18 protein-coding genes are annotated in these 20979 nt (G+C 67.7%); 5 read left to right on the top strand and 13 right to left on the bottom strand.

The window, feature by feature from the left end; translation table 11 throughout:
* Window positions 1-65: 65 nt before the first annotated feature.
* From ATO3_RS11365 to ATO3_RS11330, 8 genes are all read right to left on the bottom strand, one after another.
* Entirely contained in the window at window positions 66-992 is a 927-nt protein-coding gene (locus tag ATO3_RS11365; protein WP_088649988.1) for a 2-hydroxyacid dehydrogenase, read from the bottom strand.
* On the bottom strand, window positions 992-2131 hold the full coding sequence (rodA, locus tag ATO3_RS11360) for a rod shape-determining protein RodA (protein WP_088649987.1): 1140 nt from the start codon (window positions 2129-2131) through the stop codon (window positions 992-994). Before rodA ends, ATO3_RS11365 begins: the two co-directional genes overlap by 1 nt.
* Window positions 2128-4071 (bottom strand): penicillin-binding protein 2, encoded by a 1944-nt coding sequence (mrdA, locus tag ATO3_RS11355; protein WP_088649986.1) that lies wholly within the window; start codon window positions 4069-4071, stop codon window positions 2128-2130. The genes rodA and mrdA overlap by 4 nt, the downstream gene beginning before the upstream one ends.
* Window positions 4068-4595, bottom strand: a complete 528-nt coding sequence (locus ATO3_RS11350; protein WP_088649985.1) for a rod shape-determining protein MreD — start codon at window positions 4593-4595, stop codon at window positions 4068-4070. The genes mrdA and ATO3_RS11350 overlap by 4 nt, the downstream gene beginning before the upstream one ends.
* Entirely contained in the window at window positions 4595-5497 is a 903-nt protein-coding gene (gene mreC / locus ATO3_RS11345; RefSeq protein ID WP_088649984.1) for a rod shape-determining protein MreC, read from the bottom strand. Before mreC ends, ATO3_RS11350 begins: the two co-directional genes overlap by 1 nt.
* A gap of 53 nt (window positions 5498-5550) precedes the next feature.
* A complete protein-coding gene (locus tag ATO3_RS11340) occupies window positions 5551-6597 on the bottom strand; it encodes a rod shape-determining protein (protein WP_088649983.1) in 1047 nt (348 codons plus the stop codon).
* A gap of 270 nt (window positions 6598-6867) precedes the next feature.
* Entirely contained in the window at window positions 6868-7641 is a 774-nt protein-coding gene (locus ATO3_RS11335; RefSeq protein WP_088649982.1) for a hypothetical protein, read from the bottom strand.
* Between the two features lie 238 nt (window positions 7642-7879).
* Window positions 7880-9454, bottom strand: a complete 1575-nt coding sequence (locus ATO3_RS11330; RefSeq protein ID WP_088649981.1) for a 2-isopropylmalate synthase — start codon at window positions 9452-9454, stop codon at window positions 7880-7882.
* A 369-nt stretch (window positions 9455-9823) separates the two neighbouring features.
* Between ATO3_RS11330 and ATO3_RS11325 the strand changes: the two genes are divergently transcribed.
* Window positions 9824-10513, top strand: coding sequence for an SDR family NAD(P)-dependent oxidoreductase (locus ATO3_RS11325; protein ID WP_088649980.1), 690 nt, complete (start codon window positions 9824-9826; stop codon window positions 10511-10513).
* Entirely contained in the window at window positions 10510-12045 is a 1536-nt protein-coding gene (locus ATO3_RS11320; RefSeq protein ID WP_088649979.1) for a cryptochrome/photolyase family protein, read from the top strand. The genes ATO3_RS11325 and ATO3_RS11320 overlap by 4 nt, the downstream gene beginning before the upstream one ends.
* Window positions 12046-12049: 4 nt before the next feature.
* Here ATO3_RS11320 and ATO3_RS11315 read toward each other — a convergent pair whose 3' ends face one another.
* Entirely contained in the window at window positions 12050-12478 is a 429-nt protein-coding gene (locus ATO3_RS11315) for a GNAT family N-acetyltransferase (RefSeq protein ID WP_233152114.1), read from the bottom strand.
* Window positions 12479-12702: 224 nt separating this feature from the next.
* Window positions 12703-14070 carry an MORN repeat-containing protein gene (locus tag ATO3_RS11310; protein ID WP_233152135.1) on the bottom strand — a complete coding sequence of 456 codons (1368 nt, stop codon included), beginning with the start codon at window positions 14068-14070 and terminating at the stop codon, window positions 12703-12705.
* Between the two features lie 205 nt (window positions 14071-14275).
* Between ATO3_RS11310 and ATO3_RS11305 the strand changes: the two genes are divergently transcribed.
* Entirely contained in the window at window positions 14276-15934 is a 1659-nt protein-coding gene (locus tag ATO3_RS11305) for an NAD+ synthase (protein WP_088649976.1), read from the top strand.
* 121 nt (window positions 15935-16055) lie between these two features.
* Here the strand turns inward: ATO3_RS11305 and ATO3_RS11300 are convergent, their stop codons facing one another.
* Complete coding sequence (locus ATO3_RS11300) at window positions 16056-16826, bottom strand: CPBP family intramembrane glutamic endopeptidase (protein ID WP_088649975.1); 771 nt, start codon at window positions 16824-16826, stop codon at window positions 16056-16058.
* Window positions 16827-17289: 463 nt separating this feature from the next.
* On the opposite strand from ATO3_RS11300, the gene ATO3_RS11295 reads away from it, so the two are divergent.
* Entirely contained in the window at window positions 17290-17679 is a 390-nt protein-coding gene (locus ATO3_RS11295; protein ID WP_088649974.1) for a cupin domain-containing protein, read from the top strand.
* Between the two features lie 231 nt (window positions 17680-17910).
* Here the strand turns inward: ATO3_RS11295 and ATO3_RS11290 are convergent, their stop codons facing one another.
* Window positions 17911-18873, bottom strand: a complete 963-nt coding sequence (locus ATO3_RS11290; RefSeq protein WP_088649973.1) for a 1-phosphofructokinase family hexose kinase — start codon at window positions 18871-18873, stop codon at window positions 17911-17913.
* A gap of 273 nt (window positions 18874-19146) precedes the next feature.
* Window positions 19147-19536 carry a metallopeptidase family protein gene (locus ATO3_RS11285; protein WP_088649972.1) on the bottom strand — a complete coding sequence of 130 codons (390 nt, stop codon included), beginning with the start codon at window positions 19534-19536 and terminating at the stop codon, window positions 19147-19149.
* A 77-nt stretch (window positions 19537-19613) separates the two neighbouring features.
* Between ATO3_RS11285 and ATO3_RS11280 the strand changes: the two genes are divergently transcribed.
* A complete protein-coding gene (locus ATO3_RS11280) occupies window positions 19614-20945 on the top strand; it encodes an NAD(P)/FAD-dependent oxidoreductase (protein ID WP_088649971.1) in 1332 nt (443 codons plus the stop codon).
* Window positions 20946-20979: the final 34 nt, after the last annotated feature.

Below are 20979 nucleotides of genomic sequence, written 5' to 3'. Positions count from 1 at the left end.
AGACCGACCGTGCCGCCAGCGGAACGGTGGGATTGAGGTATTTTTGCCAAGAAGAAGACAGGACGTCAGTATCCCGCGGAGCGGTCGACGAGATGGACGAATGGTTCGCCCGCCTCGCCCCGGCGGACGTTCTCCGCGATCACGCGCGAGGCCGAGGCGGGGCGCGTTTCGCTGGCGATATGCGGCGTGACCGTGACCTTCGGGTGCAGCCAGAAGGGGTGATCGGCGGGCAGGGGCTCGACCCGGAAGACATCAAGCGTGGCATGACCGACCTGGCCGCTGTCGAGCGCGGAGAGCAGGGCGGTGTCGTCGATCAGGGGACCCCGGCCGGGGTTCACGATCATCGCGCCCTTGGGCAGCCGGGCGAGGCGGTCGGCGTTCAGCAGATCCTCGGTGCCCGGGGTGAGGGGCAGGAGCAAAACGAGGATCTCGGCGCGGCGAAGGGCCTCTGCCAGCCCGTCGTCGCCGGTGAAGGTCTCGATCCCGTCGAGGGTCTTGGGGCTGCGGCTCCAGCCCGCGACGTCGAAGTTCAGGGCTTTCAGCGCGCGGGCCGCATCCGCGCCAAGTGCGCCGAGGCCGAGGATGGTGACCTTGCGATCGCGCGCCAGCGGCGGCACGTCCTTGCGCCACTTGCCCTTCAGCCCGCGGATATGAGCATCCATCCCGAGGTGATGGCGCAGCACGTGGCCCGTCACCCATTCGGTCATGCCCTCGGTCAGGCCGGGATCGACCATGCGGGCCAGCGGCACCTGCAGCGTCTCGTTGCCGACGATCTTCTCGACCCCGGCCCATAGGCTGAGCACAGCCTTCAGCGACGTGAAGGGCGTGAAATCCAGCAGGCCCGAGCTGGGCGCGTAGACGACGTAATCCACCGTCTCTGGCGCGGCGTCGGAGACCAGGTCGTAGGCGACGCCGGTCTCGTCGAGGGCGGTGCGCAGGGGCGCCTCCCAAGTGGACCAGTTTTCAGCGGAGAAGAGGATCTTGCAGGGCATCAGCGGGGCCTGTGTATATGGGCGCTTTGCACGAGGCCGAAAGCGCCGAGGAGAACGAGCATCGCGGTGCCGCCATAGGAGACCATGGGCAGCGGCACGCCGACGACGGGGGCAAGCCCCATGACCATCGACATGTTGACCGCGAAGAAGAGGAAGAAGGTCACCGCGATCCCCATCGTGAGAAGCGAGGAATAGCGGTCCTTCGAGGAGAGCGCAGTGACCAGGCAGAAGGCGATGATCAGCACGTAAATCACCAGAAGCGAGACTGCGCCGACAAAGCCGAATTCCTCGGCCAGGGTGGTGAAGATGAAATCGGTGTGTTTCTCGGGCAGGAAGTTCAGCCGCGATTGCGTGCCCTGCATGAAACCGCGCCCCGTCAGCCCGCCGGAGCCGAGCGCGATCTTCGACTGGGTGATGTGGTAACCCGCGCCCAGCGGATCGGTCGAGGGATCGAGGAAGGTGTCGATCCGGCGGTACTGGTAATCCTTCAGCAGCTGCCAGTCGGTGCCCCGGCTTTTGAACACGGCCACCACCAGGCCCACGCCCGCGCCGATCACCACCGCGAAGTAAAGCCAGTGCACGCCCGCCAGGAACAGGATCGCGCCACCGGCGGCGACCAGCAGGATCGCGGTGCCAAGGTCGGGCTGGGTCAGCACCAGGAAGGTCGGCAGAAGGATGATCACCAGCGGCAGCAGCACGTAGAACGGATGCGAGGTGCGTTTCGCGGGCAGCCAGTCGTAATAGGCGGCCAGCAGCATCACCATGGTGATCTTCATCAGCTCCGAGGGTTGCAGCCGCATGAAGCCCAGATCGATCCAGCGCTGCGCGCCCATGCCCACCGTGCCGAAGAATTCCACCGAGATCAGCAGGACGATCGACACCACATAGGCCACCACCGACATGTTCCGCCAGAACCAGATCGGCACCATGGCCACCCCGATCATCAGCACGAAGCCCAGCGCGAAGCGTTCCATCTGCGGCTCCGCCCAGGGGGTAAAGGACCCGCCCGCCACCGAGTAGAGCATCAGGAACCCGGCGCCCGCCACCGTGCAGACCAGCAGCAGCAGCGGCCAGTTCAGGTAGAGCAGCTTGCGCGGCCCCGAGGGGACGGATTTGACCGCGTATTCAAGGTAGCTCATACGCGGTCGCTCCGCTGCTCCTCGGCCTGCTGCAGTTCGCGGCTCAGGCGTTCCTGCTGGGCCTTGACCTTGTCACGGTCGGACGAGGGATAGGCCTCGAGCGGGGGGAAGCCGCCGTAAAGCGCCTGCAGTATCACGTCGCGGGCGATCGGCGCCGCGACGGCTGACCCGCCGCCGCCGTGTTCGACCACGACCGACACCGCGTATTTCGGCGCCACGTAGGGCGCGAAACAGACAAAGAGCGCGTGGTCACGGCGCTCCCAGGGCAGGTCCTCGTTGCGGATCACGCCGCGGGCGCGTTCGTCGGCGGTGATGTTGCGGACCTGGCTGGTGCCGGTCTTGCCGGCCATGCGGAAGGCGTCCTCGTTGATGCGCGCCCGCCAGGCGGTGCCGCGGCGGTCGTTGGATACGGCGTACATCGCCTTGCGCATCTTGCGCAGGTTGTTCTCGTTCAGGCCCATGCTTTCGCCCGCGCCCGAGGGCTGTTCGATCCCGTCGACGGACTTGATCAGCCGCGGCGTGACCTCGCGCCCGGTGGCGATACGCGCCGACATCACCGCCAGCTGCAGCGGCGAAGCCAGCATGAAGCCCTGCCCGATGGAGGCGTTGGCGGTGTCGCCCACCAGCCAGTCCTGTCCGTGGACCCGGGATTTCCAGGCACGATCGGGCGCCAGCCCCTCGGCCACCGCCGACATCGGCAGGTCGTGGCGCTGGCCCAGTCCGAAACGCTGCGCCATGGCCGAGATCTTGTCGATCCCGACCTTCAGCGCGAGATCGTAGTAATAGACGTCGCAGCTGTGCTTCAGCGAATTCTCCAGGTTCACGTGGCCGTGGCCGCCACGCTTCCAGCAATGGAACCGCCGGCCGGCGACCTGCAGGTAACCGGGGCACCAGACCGTGTCGTCCGGCCCGACCAGCCCGGCCTCCAGGGCCGCCATCGCGGTCATCATCTTGAAGGTCGAGCCGGGCGGATAGACGCCTTGCACCGACTTGGAGGCGAGCGGGCGATACGGATCCTCGGTCAGGCCCCGGTAATCCGCGACCGAGATGCCGCGCACGAAGAGGTTGGGGTCGTAGCTGGGCGCCGAGGCGCAGGCCACGAGATCGCCGGTCTCGCAATCGATCACCACGGCGCTGGCGCTTTCGCGGCCCAGGCGCGCCTGCACGTAGCTTTGCAGCTGGGAATCGACGGTCAGCTGGATATCCGCGCCGGGCTGGCCCTCCTGCCGGTCCAGTTCACGCATCACGCGGCCGGCGGCATTGACCTCGACCCGCTTGGACCCGGCCTTTCCGCGCAGCTGCTCTTCCTGCCGGGCCTCAAGCCCGACCTTGCCGATCTGGAACCGGGGGATGCGCAGGACCTGGTCCGGGTCCTCGATCTTGGACAGGTCGTAATCGCTGACCGGGCCGACATAGCCCACCACGTGGGCAAAGGCGTCGCCCTGCGGGTAGACACGTGTCAGGCCGACCTCGGGCGTGATGCCGGGCAGGGCCGGGGCGTTGACCGCCACGCGAGAGATATCGTCCCAGGTCACCTGGTCGGCCAGGGCCACCGGCAGGAACGGGGCCGAGCGGCGCACCGAGACCAGCGCGCGCTCCAGGTCCTCTTCGGGGATATCGACCAGCTTGGTCAGCCGCGCGACCACCTCGTCCACGTCGCCGGCATCCTCGCGAACGATGACGATCCGGTAGGATTGCGAGTTGCGCGCGATGATGACGCCGTTGCGATCATAGATCTCGCCCCGCTTGGGGGGGATCAGGCGGATGTTGATCCGGTTTTCCTCGGCCAACAGGCGGAACTGGTCTGCCTGGTCAACCTGCAGGTGGCGCATCCGCATGGCCAGGGCTCCGGCAAAGCCGGTCATCACGCTGCCAAGCAGGATAGCCCGGCGCGTGGTCCGGGTCTGCAGGCCGGCCAGTTCGCGGGGGTTGCGTCTCATTTGCGGGCTCCCATGGCATTGCTGTCGGCGGGCGTCGGCTTTCGCACCCGCATCGCCGATTGCGAGATGACCACCGCCAGCGGGTAGATGGCGATGGTCAGCAAGAGCTGCGTCAGCGTCAGCGTCAGGGGCGGATCCTGCAGGACAACAAGGCCCAGGGCCGTCCGATACAGCAGCATGACCCCGCTCAGCACGATGGCGACCGTAGCCCATTCGCCGAGAAAGCTCGCCTCGCTCATACCGTTCGCGCGGGATTTGAGGAAGTCGCAGCCCAGCACGACCAGCGCGGCATAAAGCCCCGGTGGCCGCTGCAGCAGCAGATCGACCAGCAGGAAGACCCCGGCCACCAGAACCACGGGCACGTAATCGGGCCGGCGCAGGACCCAGGCGAAGGTGAAGGCCAGCAGCACGTCGGGCGGGGCCCATTGGCGCGGCACCGTCTCAAGCGGGAGCAGGTGAAAGAAGACCACCACCAGGCCCAGGGCGACGAAGGCCAGGCGCATGGGCCAGGTGCGGCGCTGCATCAGCCGTCCTCCGCCCGCCGGGTAAGCTCGTCCAGAGAGGTGATCGCGGGCTGCACGAGATCGCCGTGATCGTGCGGCGCCTCGATCCCGTAGTGGCGCAGCACGCGCAGGAATTCGAGCCGTTCGTATTCCGCCGCCAGCCGCACGCGCAGCCGGCCCTGCGGATCGGCCGCGACCTGCCCGATCAGCAGCCCGGCGGGAAAAACCCCGCCATCGCCGGATGTGATCACGCGGTCACCCGGGCGCACCAGCTCGGGGTTCTCGATGAAACTGACCAGCGGCGCGGCTGAATTGTCCCCGGTGACCAGCGCCCCCTCGCGTGAGGGCTGGATCACCGCCGGAACCGAACTGGTCGCGTCGGTCAGCAGCAGCACCCGCGACGTGTTGCGCCCCACGCCCGAGATTCGGCCCACCAGCCCGATCCCGTCCATCGCGGCCCAGCCGTCGACGATCCCGTCGCGCGCGCCCACGTTGATCAGCACCGATTGCCGGAAGGGCGAGCCGCTGTCGGCCATCACCACGCCGGTCACATAGGTCAGCCGGGGATCGAGCCGCACATTGTTGAGATCCTTGAGCCGCGCGTTCTCCTGCTCAAGCTGGAGCGCGGCCTCTTTCCAGGCCTGCATCTGCCGCAGCTCGCTGCGCAGCTCGCGGTTCTGGTCGGCCAGGGCGCTGTAGCTCTGGAAATCGCGGAACAGCTTGATCGTCGCGGTGACGGGGGCCATCGCCCAGTCCATCGAGGGCACGACGCGGTCGACCACCTGCGCGCGGAAGCGTTCCACGCGCGGGCTGTCTATGCGCCAGAACAGGAAGATCCCCATCAGGCACAGGACAAGGATCCCCACCAGAAGGCGACGCAGCGGGGTCGCGTAATCCTCGCGCTGTTGTCGGTCCCGGGCCATCGGACTCCCTTATGGCGTCGTTGCCTCAAACCGGAGAGGTCAGCGTGCGCCCCTCAGCTGTCGTAGTCAATCGCGTGACGCAGCTGCTTTTCGTATTCCAGAGCTTTTCCAGTGCCAAGCGCGACGCAATTCAAGCTTTCGTCAGCGATCGACACGGCCAGGCCGGTCTGCTCGCGCAGCGCCAGGTCCAGGTCGCCCAGCAGGGCGCCGCCACCGGTCAGCATGACGCCCCGGTCGACGATATCGGCGGCCAGGTCCGGCGGGGTGGTTTCCAGCGCCGTCATCACCGCTTCGCAGATCTGCTGGACCGGTTCGGCCAGAGCCTCGGCCACCTGGGCCTGGCTGACCTCGATTTCCTTCGGCACGCCGTTCAGCAGGTCGCGGCCGCGGATCTGCATCGAGGCGCCGCGCCCGTCGTCGGGCATCCGTGCCGTCCCGATCGAGGTCTTGACCCGCTCGGCCGTCGATTCCCCAATCAGCAGGTTCTGCTGGCGGCGCAGGTAGGAAATGATCGCCTCGTCCATGCGGTCGCCACCGACGCGGACCGACCGCGCATAGACGATATCGCCCAGCGACAGCACGGCGACCTCGGTGGTGCCGCCGCCGATGTCGACGACCATCGAGCCGGTCGGATCGGTGATCGGCATGCCGGCGCCAATGGCGGCGGCGATGGGTTCGGCGATCAGCCCCGCGCGGCGGGCGCCGGCGCTAAGCACCGATTGCCGGATCGCGCGCTTTTCAACCGGCGTCGCACCATGGGGCACGCAGACGATGATCTTCGGCTTGGAGAAGGTCGAGCGTTTGTGCACCTTGCGAATGAAATGCTTGATCATTTCTTCCGCTGTATCGAAATCCGCGATGACGCCTTCGCGCATCGGGCGGATCGCCTCGATCGAGCCGGGCGTCCGGCCCAGCATCAGCTTGGCGTCCTCGCCCACGGCGAGCACCTTCTTCACGCCGTCCTTCACGTGGTACGCAACCACCGAAGGTTCGCTGAGGATCACGCCGCGACCCTTGACGTAGACAAGCGTGTTGGCTGTCCCAAGGTCGATCGCCATGTCCGCCGTGAAAAGGCCACCGAATACGTCGAAAATGCCCATGAAGGTCCTGTCCCGTCCTGCCCCGTGCTGAGTTGCCGCGTGCCTCGCGATTCAGTGGCCGCGGGGTCACTGCCTTATATGCCTCGGCCCCGTGCGGTGAAAGGGGCTATTCCGAGGCTTCTCGCGGCTTTCCGCCATGTCGGATCCGACTGATGAAGTAAACCGCGTTTCCTGCACGGGGCCGCAAAGCGGCAGGGCCCGGCCGGCGGTTCGGGCGCGGCGATGTTTGACCTGCCGAGGTTTTCATCATGACAGATGGCGCACCCCGGGTCAGGCCGTGGGCGCCTCGGCCGGGCGTGGCCGCGTTGAGGTCCAGGCCTGCAGCCAGAGCTGGTCCAGCCGGTCGATCTCGGCCGGGTCGAAGCGGTCGCTTTCTTCCCAGTAACGGCCGTGGCTTACGACGTAGCCAAGCTCGGCCTCGCGCCGGTGCGCAGGCTGCAGGGCGTCGGTGGCGCGGCGGGGCGGGCGGGCTGCCAGCTGGGGCAGCACCTCCGGCAGGCGGTCCGGCGCCAGCCGGGGCATGACCAGCCGGCTGTGCGGCTCTTCGGAAAGGTTGACCGCGTGGCAGCCGGCCTCGGCGGCCAGCAGCGTCAGGCGGGCGCTCTTGGCTTCGAGGTTGCGCAGCGAGATGTCGTCGCGCAGCGGATCGGCCGCGCCGGTGCCGTAGAAATGCGTGCGCCCGGCGCCGGGATAGACCATGTCGCAGCCGAAGAAGGCCAGCACGTCCGGCCGCAGCGCGCCAAGCGCCCAGTAGCCGGCGGTGAAGGCCATGGTGCCGCCGGCATAAAGCACGCCGCCAAAGCGGTTCTGCTCGGGCACGTAATCGTCGGATGTCACCCGCAGCTGACCGGGCGCAAGGCCGGGGGGCAGGCGGTCGGGCGGGAAATCGTCCGGGTATATCAGGTGGGTAAAGTCGTCGCGCAGGGCCCAGGCGTTGTTGATCGCCACGATCGCATCGAATCGCTCACGCGGCCAGGCGCGGCAGGCCGGTGCCGAAGGGGCGCTGCCGAGGATCAGCACGCAGCGCACGTCGGATCGCGTCATGGTCGAACCCTCCCGGGTCAGGAACAGAAATCATCCCGGCCGGTTGTAGCGTATTTCCGCCGTGCCGCCAGCGGGTTGCCGCCCATGCGGACACGGAGTGACATCGCAGTCGAAAGGCTGGGCGAAGGGGCGCGCCTTGACGGGGGCGCGCGGCCTGTCTGTGGGTAGGCCAAAGCATCGGGGGCGCCGCCGATCCCGGCCGCGCCCCCGTCGCAAGGTCGTTGATGGCTAAGGCCGGTCAGCTGACGTCCTTGTAGCTGATCTCGCGCGCGTCGCTGCCCGGGCCGGCCTTGTCGCGCCGCGTCAGAAGACGGTTGAGCGCGTTCACATAGGCCTTGGCCGAGGCGACCACCGTGTCGGTGCTGGCCGACTGGCCGGTCGCGATCATGCCATCCTCTTCCAGCCGCACCGAAACGGTCGCCTGGGCATCGGTTCCTTCCGTCACCGCGTGCACCTGATAAAGCTGCAGATGCGCGTTGTTCGGATGGATCTCGCGGATCGCCTTGAACGAGGCATCCACCGGCCCGTCGCCATGCGCCGTTGCCGTCACCTCCTTGCCGTCGATCTCCATCTCGACCGTGGCTTCGGCCGGGCCGCCGGTGCCGCAGACCACCTTCATGGTCAGGATCTGAAGGCGATCGTTCTCGGAATCCTCGCCCACGCGCATCAGCGCGATGAGGTCCTCGTCATAGACCTCCTTCTTGCGGTCGGCGAGCTCCTTGAAGCGGACGAAGATGTCCTTGAGCTGGTTGTCCCCGACCTCGTAGCCGAGCTGGTTCAGCTTGTCCCGAAGCGCGGCGCGGCCGGAGTGCTTGCCCATCACGAGGTTCGATTCGGTCAGGCCCACGTCCTCGGGGCGCATGATCTCGAAGGTCTCGGCGTTCTTGAGCATGCCGTCCTGGTGGATGCCGCTTTCATGGGCGAAGGCGTTCTTGCCGACGATCGCCTTGTTGAACTGCACCGGGAAGCCCGACACCGTCGCGACGCGGCGCGAAATGTTCATGATCTTCGTGGTGTCCACCCCGGTCGACCAGGGCATGATGTCGTGCCGCACCTTAAGCGCCATGACGATCTCTTCGAGCGCGGTGTTCCCGGCGCGTTCGCCCAGCCCGTTGATCGTGCATTCGATCTGCCGCGCGCCGCCGGCGACAGCGGCCAGCGAGTTCGCCGTCGCCATGCCAAGGTCGTTGTGGCAGTGGGTCGAGAAGATCACGTCCTCGGCGCCCGGCACCTCGGCGATGAGCCGCCGGATCAGGTCCGCGCTTTCCACGGGCGCGGTATAGCCCACGGTATCGGGGATGTTGATCGTGGTGGCGCCGGCCTTGATCGCGATCTCGACCACGCGGGCAAGGTAATCCCATTCGGTCCGCGTCGCGTCCATCGGCGACCATTGCACGTTGTCGCAAAGGTTGCGGGCGTGGGTCACGGTTTCATGGATCCGCGTGGCCATCTCGTCCATGGTAAGGTTCGGAATGGCGCGGTGCAGCGGCGAGGTGCCGATGAAGGTGTGGATCCGGGGCTGCGCGGCGTGGCGCACGGCCTCCCAGCAGCGGTCGATATCGGCGAAATGGGCGCGGGCGAGGCCGCAGATCACCGAGTTGCGGGAATTCTTGGCGATCTCGGCGACCGCGTTGAAATCGCCCTCCGAGGCGATCGGAAAACCCGCCTCGATGATGTCCACGCCCATCTCGTCCAGAAGGCCCGCGATCTCGAGCTTCTCTTCATGGGTCATGGTCGCGCCTGGGCTCTGCTCGCCATCGCGAAGGGTCGTGTCGAAGATCAACACGCGATCGGTATCGGTTGTCTGGGTCATGTCTGTCGTCTTTCGATGTCTAATCCGGTGTGCCGTTTTCCCGTTCCGGCCTGTCGTTGCTGTGACAATGTCCGGTCGGGTATGAAGTCAGGCGCGCACGTTGTCTCCTCTGAGCGGGCGCGCCGAATGGCACGCTCAGAGGCGGATTAGCAGAAGCAGCAGGCCACGCAGGGACGCGCCGGTGGCGGCGGACGTCTCGATGATATGCGCGGTCGTTTTCATGGCGCGAACCATAAACCAGCCTTCGGGGAAAAGGAAAGGGCGAATTGTGTCGCCTTGAAGCGGTCCCGCCCTCCCCTAGGTCAACGCCCATCTGAAAGGCAGGCGCCCGGGATACCCGGGGGACCAACCGTGGCAGAAGGGCAGGGCATGACAACAGGCGAGGCATCGGACGGCGGCCGTGCGCTCATCATCGGTGACAGCGGCGGCATCGGATCGGCCCTGCGCGCGGCGCTGGAGGCGCGGGGCACGCAGGTCACCGGCCTGTCGCGCCGCCGCGACGGCTTTGACATCACCGACGATGCCGGGGTGAAGGCGGCGCTCGACCGGCTCGATCCGCCCTATGACATGGTGCTCGTCACCACCGGCGCGCTGGAAATCGACGGCGCCGGGCCGGAAAAGACCATCCGCGCGATCACCGCCAGGGCCATGCTCGACCAGTTCGCGCTGAACACGGTCGGCCCGGCCCTGATCCTGCGCGAGGCCGGTCGTCTTCTGCCGCGCGAAGGGCGCTCGGTCTTCGCCGTGCTCTCGGCGCGTGTCGGATCCATCGGCGACAATGGCTTGGGCGGCTGGATCTCCTACCGCTCGGCCAAGGCGGCGGTGAACCAGGTGGTGCACACGGGCGCCATCGAACTGGCCCGCAGCCACCGCGAGGCGATCTGCGTGGCCCTGCACCCGGGCACCGTCGCCACGCCCTTCACCGAGGATTACCTTGGCCGCCACCCCGCAGTTCCGCCGGAAGAAGCCGCGCAGAACCTGCTGTCCGTCCTCGCCGGCCTGACCCCGACTGATACCGGCGGTTTCTACGACTGGGCCGGCAAGGAGATCCCCTGGTGAGCGGGGAGGCGCGCCTGATCCTTGTTCTGGGCGACCAGCTGTGGACGGACATCGCCGCGCTGAAGGCCGCAGACAAGGATCGCGACGTGGTGGTCATGGCCGAGGTCGCGGACGAGGCCACCTATGTCGGCCACCACCCGAAAAAGATCGCCTTCTGCTTCGCTGCGATGCGCAAGTTCGCGCAAGCCCTGCGCAAGGCGGGCTGGGAGGTCGCCTATACCGAGCTTGACGACACCGACACCACCGGCTCGATTCCCGGAGAGCTCGCGCGGCGCGCCGAGGACCTCGGCGCGACACGCATCATTGCCACCGAGCCCGGCGAATGGCGCCTGATCCAGGCCCTGCGCGACATGTCGCCCAAGGTCGAGCTGCTGGAAGACGACCGCTTCCTCGCCTCCCATGCCGAATTCGACGACTGGGCCGAGGGCCGCAAATCCCTGCGGATGGAGTATTTCTACCGCGAGATGCGCCGCAAGACCGGCCTGCTGATGCAGGGCGACAAACCCGCCGGCGGCGACTGGAACTACGACAGCGAGAACCGCAAGCCCGCGCCCGACAAGATCACTTTCGACGGTCCCCTGCGCGTGACCCCGGACGACACCACGCAGGAGGTGCTCGATCTCGTCGCCACCCGCTTCAAATCGAACTTCGGCACCCTCGACGACTTCTGGTTCGCCACCGACCGCGACGGCGCGCTCAAGGCGCTCGACCGCTTCATCGCCGATGCCCTGCCGAAGTTCGGTGACTACCAGGACGCGATGCTGGACGACAACCGCTTCCTCTACCACGCGGTCATCTCGATCTACCTCAACGCCGGACTTCTGAACCCGATGGAGGTCTGCCGCGCCGCCGAACGCTCGTATCACGACGGCGCCGCGCCGCTGAACGCCGTCGAAGGCTTCATCCGCCAGATCATCGGCTGGCGCGAATACATCCGCGGCATCTACTACCGCGAAGGCCCCAACTACGTGAAGAGGAACGAACTGGGCCACACCCGCAAGCTGCCCGACGCCTATTGGGGCGGCCCGACCGACATGCGCTGCCTGTCGAAAGCCGTCGAGCAGACCCGGGACGAGGCCTATGCCCACCACATCCAGCGCCTGATGATCACCGGCAACTTCGCCCTGCTGGTGGGGGCCGATCCGCAGCAGGTCCACGAATGGTACCTGGAGGTCTATGCCGATGCCTATGAATGGGTGGAGGCCCCCAACACGATCGGCATGAGCCAGTTCGCCGACGGCGGCATCATCGCGTCAAAGCCCTATGTCTCGTCGGGCGCCTACATCAATCGCATGTCGGATTACTGCAAATCCTGCGCCTACAAGGTGACGAAGAAGACGGGCGAGGGCGCCTGCCCGTTCAACCTGCTCTACTGGCATTTCCTCGACCGGCACCGTCCGCGGTTCAGGGACAACCACCGCATGGGCAACATGTACCGCACCTGGGACCGGATGGACGAAGGCAAGCGCAAGACGATCCTCGACGAGGCGCAGCACCTTCTGAACAAGCTCGACGCCGGCTCCAGTTTCTGAGGCGTCAGCCGCCGGCCTGCCATTCGTATTGCGTATCCAGCGCATCGCGCGCCACCGCCCGGAACCCGAGGCTCTGATAGAACCTGCCCGCCGGGCTCCCGTTCAGCGCCAGCAGCCGCACCGGTATCCCGCGCCGTCGCGCCTCCTCCTGCAACGCGCGCACCACGCGCCCGCCGATCCCTTGGCCCTGGAAGGCCGCGGCCAGGTAGAGATGATCGAGATAAAGGTGATCCCCCCGGTCCCGGACGACAAAGAACCCGGCCAGCTCGCCCTCGGACCGGATCACCTGTGTGTCCCGCGCCACGAAACCGCTCAGGAACCGCTCCCGCGCCCGCACCGGATCGAACCGTCCCGCCGCCTCCAGGCTGGGCCGCATCGCCTCCACCCTCAATGCCGCCAGTCGCCCTGCATCCGCCGGGGTGGCCGGCGTCATGTCAAGACGTCCCGGATGCCCGCCCCCTGCCACAAGCGCCGCCCAAAGCCCCGGCGACCCACGCCCTGCTTCTTCTTGGCCCAAATACCTCACTCCAACGTGCGCATCCCGCGCGACGCCCGCCGACAAGGCGCTGCCCATCTGTTTCACCTTTGGCAAAATACTCCGACGCAACGCCGCCCACCCAGGCGCGCCGCATCAGAAAAGGGCACCGGACCTGGGGATCAGCTGCCGTCCGACAGCGCCCCGTTCTCCCAGTCGCCGGTGGCTTCCTGCCCCGAGGCGTAGGTCATTGTCCCGGCCCCCTGGCGCTTGCCGGACTTGAACTCGCCCTCGTAGATGTCGCCATTGGCGTAATAGGCCGTGCCGGTCCCGGAAATCTCGCCCCGGTTCCATTCGCCGACATAGCGGAACCCGTCCGGCATCACGATCTCGCCCTGGCCGTGGCGCTGGCCGTCCTGGAAGCCGCCGGTATAGACCGTACCGTCCGCGTAGGTCGCCGTGCCCTCGCCGTTGCGCAGCCCGTTCTCCCAGCCGCCTTCGTACCGGTAGCCGTCGGGGTAGGTCATCACGCCCTGGCCGTGGTTCAGCGCGTTCAGGAACTCGCCCTCGTAGACGATCCCGTTGGCAAAGACGGCCCGGCCCTCGCCCTCGATCACCCCGGCGACCCAGTCGCCCTCGTAGCTCGACCCGTCGGGATAGGTGATCTTGCCCTCGCCATCCGACAGATCCGCGCGGAACTGGCCCTCGTAGACGGACCCGTCGGGATAGGCGACCTGGCCCTCGCCCTCGATCTGGCCGGCCACCCAGGAGCCGGTGTAGACATAGCCGTCCGCCCCGGTGAAGGAGCCCTGGCCGTGGCGCCGGTCGTCGAGGAACTGGCCCTCGTAGATGTCGCCGTTGGCATAGGTGACCTTGCCCTCGCCTTCGCGCCGGCCGCCAACCAGCTCGCCTTCGTAGACGTCGCCGTTGGGCTGGGTCAGCGTGCCTGTCCCGTCGATCTGGCCGTCCTTCCAGGTGCCGACATATTCCAGCCCGTCCGGCAGGGTCAGCGTGCCTTCGCCCTCGCGCTTGCCGGCCAGGATCTGGCCCTCGTAGACCGCGCCGTCGGGATAGGTGATGGTGCCCATCCCCTCCTTGCGGCCCTCGACCCAGTCGCCCTTGTATTCATATCCGCCGGGGCTTTGCATCGTGCCGGTGCCATGGTGTTTGGCGTTCAGGAACTGCCCCTCATAGCGCACGCCGTTGGCATAGATCGCAATGCCCTGGCCGTTGATCACACCGTCGACCCATTCGCCTTCGTAGGTGCCGCCGTCGGAAAAGGTGATCCGGCCCACGCCGTTCGGCTTGCCCTTGGAAAACTCGCCCTCGTAGACGGACCCGTTGGGAAAACGCGCCGTGCCGATGCCCTTGATCTCGCCGTCTTCCCACTGACCGGTATATTCGTAGCCGTTGGGCAGCGTATACGTGCCCTCGCCATGCTGAAGCCCGCCGCGGAAGCTGCCGATATAGACCCCGCCGTCATCGTATTGCTTGGTCTGGACCTGGCTGTCCTGTGCCATCAGGGGCACGGCAGCGATCCCCGCGGCCATCGCGATCGCCAGGGCGGGAAGAAGTGCATTCCGTCGATAAGCCATTGGGAAGTGTCAGGCCTTTCATAGCTGCACAGCAAATGCGTGGGTGCGCCAAATCTAGGCGAGAGGACCCAGCGGAGCAACGTCTTTTGCGCCGCCCCGCCTTTCACCCCGCTGCGCATCCCGCTATGGAGCGGAGAGGAGCACAAGGGACCCTGACCGCATGGCCGACCGTTTTCGCGTGACACTGGCGCAGCTCAACCCGGTTGTCGGAGATATCCCCGGCAATGCCGCCAAGGCCCGCGCCGCCTGGGAGCAGGGCCGCGAGGCCGGCGCCGACATGGTGGCGCTGCCCGAGATGTTCATCACCGGCTACAATTGCCGCGATCTCATCATGAAACCGGCCTTTCACACCGCCGCGATGGAGGCGGTGAAGGAGCTGGCCGCGCAATGCGCCGACGGCCCGACGCTGGCCATCGGGGCGCCGTGGACGGAAGGCACCGGGCTCTACAATGCCTACCTGATCTGCCGGGGCGGCAAGATCGCGACCGCCGTGCTGAAGCACAACCTGCCCAACGAACTGGTCTTCGACGAGGTCCGCATCTTCGACAGCGGCCCGCTTGGCGGGCCCTATTCGGTCGGCAACACCCGCGTCGGCTCGCCCATTTGTGAAGATGCCTGGCACCCCGAAGTGCCCGAAACCCTGGCCGAGACCGGGGCCGAGTTCCTGATCGTGCCCAACGGCTCGCCCTATTACCGCAACAAGTTCGAGGTGCGGCTGAACATGATGGTCGCCCGTGTGGTCGAGACCGGGCTGCCTCTGATCTACCTCAACATGGTGGGCGGCCAGGACGACCAAGTCTTCGACGGGGGCAGTTTCGGGCTGAACCCCGGGGGCGCGCTGGCCTTCCAGATGCCGGTCTTCGACGAGGGCATCGCCCATGTCGACCTGACGCGCACCGACGACGGCTGGCGGATCGAGACCGGAGAGATCGTGGCCCATCCCGATCCGTGGGAGCAGGATTACCGCGTCATGGTCGACGCCCTGCGCGACTACATGGGCAAGAGCGGGTTCAGGAAGGTTCTTCTTGGCATGTCCGGCGGTGTCGACAGCGCGCTGGTCGCCACCATCGCCACCGACGCGCTGGGACCCGAGAACGTGCGCTGCGTGATGCTGCCCTCGGAATACACCTCGGCCGACAGCCTCGAGGATGCCGAGGCCGCCGCCAAGCTGCTGGGCGTGCATTACGATTACGTGCCGATCACCAAAGGTCGGGACGCGATCACCGAAACGCTGGCGCCGCATTTCGACGGGATGGAGCCGGGCCTGGCCGAGGAAAACATCCAGTCCCGCCTGCGCGGCCTGCTGCTGATGGCGATGTCCAACAAGTTCGGAGAAATGCTTCTGACCACCGGCAACAAGTCCGAGGTCGCGGTGGGCTATGCCACGATCTACGGCGACATGGCCGGCGGCTACAACCCGATCAAGGATCTCTACAAGACCCGCGTGTTCGAAACCTGCCGCTGGCGCAATGCCAATCACCGGCCGTGGATGATGGGCCCGGAGGGCGCGGTGATCCCCGAGCGGATCATCTCGAAGCCGCCCTCGGCAGAGCTGCGCCCGGATCAGAAGGACAGCGACAGCCTGCCGGATTACCCCGAACTCGACGCGCTGCTGGACATCCTCGTGGATCAGGACGGATCCATCGCCGATTGCGTGGCCGCGGGGTTTGACCGCGAGGTGGCGCAGAAGGTCGAGAAGCTGATCTACATCAGCGAATACAAGCGGTTCCAGTCCGCCCCCGGCGCGCGGCTGACCAAACGGGCCTTCTGGCTGGATCGCCGTTATCCCATCGTGAACCGCTGGCGCGACCCGTCCTGACGCCGGGCGCCCGGCGCCCCCCGGGCTCTTGCAGAGCCGGGGCCCATCCCCTGCGAAAGCTTTTCAACCGGCGCTTGAGACCTGTGGCACCGGTCAGCCGCCACAGACGCCGGGCCGTCGGCTAGGATCTTCTCGAAAGACGGTCGCGTCGCGTCCGGTGATCCTGCACCAGCACGATGGCGACCATGCCCATGGATACCCCGTAGACCATGTTCTGCAGCACCGTGGTCCCCGGCAGCCTGTTCCCGCCCGAGGCGGCCTGCGCCACGGGGAACAGATCCCAGCCCGCGTGGACCAGAATGGGCGCGATCAGCCCCCCGTTCAGCCGGCGCACGAGGTACAGGCCCGTGCCCATCATGAATGCCACGACCGCCTGCACCAACACCGAGCGCATCTCGTATACAAAGGCCCTGGTGGGCAGCTGCACCAGCACGAAGAGCAAGGTCGAGATTGGCCAGACCCAGGTTTCGGCCAGCCGCGAGCCGCGCAGGCCCACGATGATGACACCGCGCGTCAGGACCTCCTCGCTGACTCCCATCAGCAAAGCGGCGAATGCCAGCAGCCCCAGGTGCAGGGGCGCCAGCGCCGACCACTGGACTCCGATCGCGTTCAGCAGCATCGCCGCAATCATCAGGGCCAGCAGAATCGGAAGCATCCAGCGCGGATGGCCGCGTCGGCGCTCGGTCAGGATCGGTGCCCACCAGACCAGCTGAGTGACGGCCGAGGCCAGGAACAGCGCGCCGATCAGCTGCGGCAGCACGATCTGGTCGTAGGCCATCCCCACGTCGGCGGGCTTGCCGTTATCGAGGTCGATCGCAAGCCGTATGCTTAAAATCAGCCCGGCGTAGGCACAATAAATGCCCAGCGCGGTCTTCCAGTTCGGTGGTGTCACGCCTGACTTCCCGGTCGTCCGCTCGGCTTGAACTTGTTATTCGTACACATTCTAACACAAAACCAGCGCCATGCCGGACAATATTCACGCATGGGTTGCGCAGCCGGCCAAACCCCAACCAGGGGGCGCAGTCGGCGACATGCCTGGGCGCTTAGCCTGATCAAGACTCTGGCAAGACTGCGGCGGCCAGTGGGTAAAAAATGGGCAGTGGTGGGAGGCTTCGGGGCCGCGGCTGGCGGACAGCGGCCGGTCGTGGCCGCTGGCTGTCGCCTCGGGGGGCATCGGAAAAGCGTCGGCTTGGCGCCTGGAGCACGAATGGCTGGAGCGACGCTGATCCGGTCGGCGTCATGCGCTGGCGGACGGCGGGGAGATGATCGGGGACGATGGACAGGGACGGGCGGGTCGGCCACTCTGCCGTCCGTGGCCCGGCCACGCGGATCCGGTCCCGCAAGGAGGCAAAGACATGACCCGCAAGGATTTTGATCCCGGAAGCGTACAACCTGACGGGCGTGCCCCGGCGAAACGGACGCTCTTTACCGCCGACGGCACCACGCCCTGGCGCGGCAACGTGCCGGGCGCGGAGCTGGGCGGCGAGGTGACGGTGCTGACCTATGGCACCGACGAGATCGGTGCGGGGCCGCGGCTGCACGTGCATCCCTATGACGAGACCTTTGTCGTGGTGGCCGGGCGGGCCCGGTTCTTCGTGGGCGACGCGGTGATCGAGGCCACGGAGGGCGAGGTGGTCTTTGGGCCCAAGGGCCTGCCGCACCGGTTCGAGAACATCGGCCCGGGGCGGTTGCAGACGGTCGACATCCACCATTCGCCGCGCTGGATCCAGACGGACCTGGACTAGCGTCGGCAGCCCCGACCGCTCCCGCCCACCCACCCCGCGCTCGGGGGCTGCCCTGCGGCGGAGACGGGCGGTGGGCGTCTGGTGACGGCCTGTGGTTGGGCTGGGGTGCTGTTCGGGTCGCCGCCGGTGCGGTAGGCCGCTGCGTTGTGGGACAGGCATGTGGTGGATGAGGCCGTGGTGAGCGGCTCGGACGCCAGAGCCGGGGCCGCTCGTGACCTTCGCGGGGGTAAATCAGAGCCGGGTGATGGCGCAGGCGGACAGCAGGGCTTCGGTCGCTTCGCGGTCGCAGAGCCGCGTCGCTTCGGTCGCACAGGCGGCGGAGGCGGCGGCGACGCCGTAGCGGAGGGCGTCGTCGAGCGTGGCGTCGCGGGCGCGGGCCAGGGCGTAGCCGCCGACAAAGCTGTCGCCCGCGCCGACCTTGCTGATCACCTCGACCTCGGCGCCCGCGCAGTGCCAGCTGGCCTCGTGCGTCGACAGGACCGATCCGTCGGGGCCGCGCGCCACGATGACCTGCCGGGCCACGCCCCTGGCCGCCAGGGCGCGGGCGAAGGCGGCGCTGTCCTCGCGCAGGGGCAGCGGGCGGCCGGCGAGCTCCTCGGCCTCGGCGTCGTCCATCCGGAGCGTGTCGATCGCCGCACGGGGCGCGCGGGCCAGGGCGTGCAGGGCCGGGCCGGAGGTGTCGACGATCAGCTTCGCGCCGCGATCCGTCACATGCTCGGCCAGAAGCGAGCGGAATTCCTTGGCCACGCCCGGCGGCTGGCTGCCCGACAGGATCACCAGCGTGCCGTCCGTGGCCGACCGGTCGACCGAGCGGAGCGCCTGGGCGACATCGGCGGCGGTCCAGTCGGGGCCGGGCATGACGAAGCGGTACTGGAGGCCCGAGGCGGTCTCGGTCACCGAGAGGCTCTGGCGGGTCTCGCCGGGGCCCTGGAAAGCGACGGTGGGCACGCCTTCGAGCGTCAGGAGCTCCAGCAGCCGCGCGCCGGTGGTGCCGCCGATGGCGAGCAGGGCGGTGGCCTGTCCGCCCAGCAGGCGCACCGCCCGGGCCACGTTGATTCCGCCGCCGCCGGGGTCGACCTGGGGATGGGTGCAGCGCAGCTTGAGCTCGGGCAGGACCTCGGCCGCCGAGGTGGCGAGGTCCACGGCCGGGTTCAGGGTGATGGTCAGGATATCGGTGCGCAGGGGGCTGCTCATGGGGCTGCTCCGGTGAGGTTCATCCACGCTAGAGGCCGGGGCGGAGCGGGTCAAACGGGATGCCGCGGCCCGGGGTGTCCCACGCGTGGGACAGGGGACGGGTCACGCGGAATCAAGGGGTTACAGAGGCGGATTTACCAAGCCTTAAGAAATTGACTCCGCGTCAGCGCGGCCTGGGCGGGCTGGCCCGAAGGGCCGTTTCCGCGGCCCCGAAGGGGCCGCCCCGCCAAACGGTCGGCCGCGCTCCGCAGGGCCGCAGGCCCGCAGGGCGCGTCATTCCCACCAGCGGTCGATGCGGGCGATGTCGTCGTCGGACCAGCCGAAGTGATGGGCGAATTCGTGGATCAGCACATGGCTCACCAGGTCCGCCAGTTCCACATCGCCACGGTCGCGCCATTCCTCGAGGATCGGCTCGCGGAAAAGCCAGATCACGTCCGGCCCGAAAGGCTGGTCGAAGCCGCTTTTCTCGGTCAGCGGAATGCCGTCGTAAAGGCCGGTGAGATCCAGTGGATCCTCGATCTCAAGCTCGCGCAGCATGTCGGCGGGCGGCCAGTCCACCACCTGCACGACCACCTCGCGCGCGGCCGCGCGCAGGGGCGCGGGCAGGGCGGCGCGGGCGGCTTCGGCCAGGGCCTCGAAATCGGGCAGGGTCGGGTCGGTCATGGGCCGGATGTAAGCGCTTCGGCGCGGGCCGGCAATTCCCCCCGTGACACCGCCGGGCCGATGGATATGGTGCCGCCATGCCAGGACCATCCCCCACCCCCGTCGCCTCCGATCCCACCCTGCCGTCCCGCGTCGATGTCGTCGTCATCGGCGGCGGGATCATCGGCACCTCCACCGCGCTTGAGCTGGCCGAACGCGGCCACAGCGTCCTGCTGGCCGAGAAGGGCGAGATCGGCGCCGAGCAGAGCTCGCGCAACTGGGGCTGGGTGCGGCTGTCGCTGCGCGATCCGCGGGAAATCCCCCTGATGATCGAGGCGATCCGCCTGTGGGAGGGGCTGGAAGAGCGCACCGGGCGCAAGCTGGGCTACACGAAATGCGGCATCCTCTTTGCCGCCGCCGGAGAGCGGTCGCGCGCGGGCTACGAGGATTGGGCCAGGCACCTTGAGCCGCACCAGATCGCCTGCAGGGTGGTCGACGGCGACGCGTTCGACGACCTGCTGCCGGGCCACCGGATCAAGACCAGCGGCGCGCTTTACACCCCCGTCGACGGGCGGGCAGAGCCGCAATGGGCCGCCCCCGCCATCGCCGAGGCGGCGCGCGAGAGCGGCGCCCATGTCATGACAAATTGCGCGGTGCGCTCGCTGGATGTCGAGGCCGGCCGCGTCACGGGTGTCTTTACCGAGAAGGGGGGCGTGGCCTGCGACAGCGTCGTGCTGGCCGGTGGGGCGTGGTCACGGCTTTTTGCCGGGAACGCGGGGATCGAGCTGCCGCAGCTGAAGGTGATGAACACGGTGCTGCGCACCGCTCCGGTCGAGGGCGGGCCCGAGACCTCGGCCTGGACCGACGATTTCGCGATCCGCAAGCGCGCCGACGGCGGCTATACGATCGCCACGGGCGAGGGCAACGTGGTCGATATCGTGCCCGACAGCTTCCGGCTGATGCGCCAGTTCCTTCCGGCGCTGCGGGCGGAATGGAGCGCGCTGCAATTCCGCCTGTCGGACCGCTGGTGGACCGAGGCGCGGATGAAGCGGCGTTGGCGCCATGACGAGGTCACGCCCTTCGAGGAGACGCGGATCCTGGACCCGGACCCGCACGAACGCCTGCGCAACCGCAGCTGGGCGGCGGCGCAGAAGGCCTTTCCGGCGCTGAAGGGCGCACAGGTGGAGCAAAGCTGGGCCGGGATGATCGACGTGACACCGGACGCGGTGCCGGTGATCTCGGCCGTGGACGAGGTGCCGGGCTTTTACATCGCCACCGGGTTTTCCGGCCATGGTTTCGGCATCGGGCCTGGGGCCGGCAAGCTGATGGCGGACCTGGTCACCGGGGCCAGCCCGGTGGTGGACCCGCATGCGCTGCGCCTCTCGCGCTTCTCGGACGGCACGCCGATCACGCTGATGGAAGGGTTCTGAGGCCCACCTTTGGGACGGGGCGCCCGCCGGGGCG

It is taken from the genome of Marinibacterium profundimaris (genome assembly GCF_002210095.1).
Lineage (GTDB): Bacteria > Pseudomonadota > Alphaproteobacteria > Rhodobacterales > Rhodobacteraceae > Marinibacterium > Marinibacterium profundimaris.
This window is presented reverse-complemented; position numbering and strand designations above follow the sequence as displayed.

Excerpts from the sequence above, each read along its gene's own strand:
- ATO3_RS11335 (WP_088649982.1), bottom strand. The coding sequence starts at position 7,641 with ATGACGCGATCCGACGTGCGCTGCGTGCTGATCCTCGGCAGCGCCCCT.
- ATO3_RS11315 (WP_233152114.1), bottom strand. The coding sequence starts at position 12,478 with ATGACGCCGGCCACCCCGGCGGATGCAGGGCGACTGGCGGCATTGAGG.
- ATO3_RS11305 (WP_088649976.1), top strand. The coding sequence starts at position 14,276 with ATGGCCGACCGTTTTCGCGTGACACTGGCGCAGCTCAACCCGGTTGTC.
- mreC (WP_088649984.1), bottom strand. The coding sequence starts at position 5,497 with ATGGCCCGGGACCGACAACAGCGCGAGGATTACGCGACCCCGCTGCGT.
- ATO3_RS11350 (WP_088649985.1), bottom strand. The coding sequence starts at position 4,595 with ATGCAGCGCCGCACCTGGCCCATGCGCCTGGCCTTCGTCGCCCTGGGC.
- rodA (WP_088649987.1), bottom strand. The coding sequence starts at position 2,131 with ATGAGCTACCTTGAATACGCGGTCAAATCCGTCCCCTCGGGGCCGCGC.
- ATO3_RS11330 (WP_088649981.1), bottom strand. The coding sequence starts at position 9,454 with ATGACCCAGACAACCGATACCGATCGCGTGTTGATCTTCGACACGACC.
- ATO3_RS11290 (WP_088649973.1), bottom strand. The coding sequence starts at position 18,873 with ATGAGCAGCCCCCTGCGCACCGATATCCTGACCATCACCCTGAACCCG.
- ATO3_RS11295 (WP_088649974.1), top strand. The coding sequence starts at position 17,290 with ATGACCCGCAAGGATTTTGATCCCGGAAGCGTACAACCTGACGGGCGT.
- mrdA (WP_088649986.1), bottom strand. The coding sequence starts at position 4,071 with ATGAGACGCAACCCCCGCGAACTGGCCGGCCTGCAGACCCGGACCACG.
- ATO3_RS11285 (WP_088649972.1), bottom strand. The coding sequence starts at position 19,536 with ATGACCGACCCGACCCTGCCCGATTTCGAGGCCCTGGCCGAAGCCGCC.
- ATO3_RS11280 (WP_088649971.1), top strand. The coding sequence starts at position 19,614 with ATGCCAGGACCATCCCCCACCCCCGTCGCCTCCGATCCCACCCTGCCG.
- ATO3_RS11340 (WP_088649983.1), bottom strand. The coding sequence starts at position 6,597 with ATGGGCATTTTCGACGTATTCGGTGGCCTTTTCACGGCGGACATGGCG.
- ATO3_RS11365 (WP_088649988.1), bottom strand. The coding sequence starts at position 992 with ATGCCCTGCAAGATCCTCTTCTCCGCTGAAAACTGGTCCACTTGGGAG.
- ATO3_RS11325 (WP_088649980.1), top strand. The coding sequence starts at position 9,824 with ATGACAACAGGCGAGGCATCGGACGGCGGCCGTGCGCTCATCATCGGT.
- ATO3_RS11310 (WP_233152135.1), bottom strand. The coding sequence starts at position 14,070 with ATGGCCGCGGGGATCGCTGCCGTGCCCCTGATGGCACAGGACAGCCAG.